Genomic DNA, 1316 nt, shown 5'->3' with positions numbered 1-1316 from the left:
TGTCAAGTACCGGGTTTGGTGGAGAGTGGATTAGTTGGTTTCCAGGGTTGCGGTGACCGGGTGGGTCATCGCGTGTAGTGCTTCGTACTCGGTGGGCGGTACGTGCCCGAGTTCGCCGTGCAGGCGTCGGTTGTTGTACCAGTCGATGTACTCGACGGTGGCGATCTCGAGGTCGTCGATGCCGCGCCACGGGCCCTTGTTGCGGACGAGTTCGGCTTTGTACAACGAGTTGAACGCCTCGGCCATGGCGTTGTCGTAGGAATCTCCTTTGCTGCCAACGGATGCGACCGCGTCGGCCTCGGCGAGGCGCTGGGTGTAGCGCACCGCCCGATACTGCACTCCGCGGTCGCTGTGATGCACGAGCCCGGCCAGGTCGGCCCCGGCGGCCTGGCGGCGCCAGAGCGCCATCTGCAGCGCGTCCAGCGCCAGATCGGTGTAGAGGCTGGTGGCGACCTGCCAGCCCACGATCAGACGGGAGTAGACATCGAGCACGAACGCCGCGTAGACCCAGCCGGCGGCGCTGCGCACGTAGGTGATGTCCGCAACCCACAGCTCGTTGACACGGGTCGCGGTGAAGTCACGTTCCACCAGGTCAGCGGGCCTGCTTGTCTCCGCAGCGGGCCGCGTGGTGCGTGGAGACTTGTCACGCGGCAGGCCACGCAGCCCGCTCTCGCGCATGAGCCGCTCGACCGTGCAGCGGGCCACGCCGACGCCCTCCCGGTGCAGCTGCCTCCATACCTTGCGCGCCCCGTACACGCCGTAGTTGTCCTGGTGCACCCGTTTGATCGTCGCGGTCAGTTCCCGGTCGCGTGCCGCACGGGCCGATTGCGGGCGGGATTTGGCCGCGTAGTACGTCGACGGTGCGATCTCGGCGGGCGTCTGAGCGAGCGCCGCCAGGACCGGCTGGACACCGTGTTCCTCCCGCTGGGAGTCGACGAACGCGACCTTCAGCGCGACGGACGGTCCAGCTCCGCCGCGAAGAAACTGGCCGCCGACCTCAAGATCTGATTCGCCCGCCGCAGCTCACGGTTCTCCCGCTCCAGCTGCGCGAGCCGCTCCGCATCGCTGGTCGTGGTGCCCGGCCGGTCACCGGCGTCGATCTCCGCACGCTTGACCCAGGTCCGCAGCGCCTCGGGGTGGATCCCGAGCTGCTCGGCGATCCGCTTGATCGCACCAGTCGCGGACGCCGGGTCCCGCCGGGCCTCCATGGCCATCCGGGTCGCCCGCTCACGCAGCTCGTCTGGGTACTTCTTCGGTGGGGCCATCGCTCCTCATCATCCAGGCTTGAATGTCTCCATCAAACCCGGTACGGAACA

At 67.8% G+C, this 1316-nt stretch carries 1 protein-coding gene; it reads right to left on the bottom strand.

Annotated features, from left to right (window positions below):
• Window positions 1–30: 30 nt before the first annotated feature.
• A protein-coding gene (locus tag ACWEOE_RS42120) for an IS3 family transposase (protein ID WP_452019459.1) occupies window positions 31–1265 on the bottom strand; the annotation gives its coding sequence in 2 pieces (ribosomal slippage) (window positions 31–986 and window positions 986–1265; 1236 coding nt in all).
• Window positions 1266–1316: the final 51 nt, after the last annotated feature.

This window comes from Amycolatopsis sp. NPDC004368, assembly GCF_053602515.1.
This window is presented reverse-complemented; position numbering and strand designations above follow the sequence as displayed.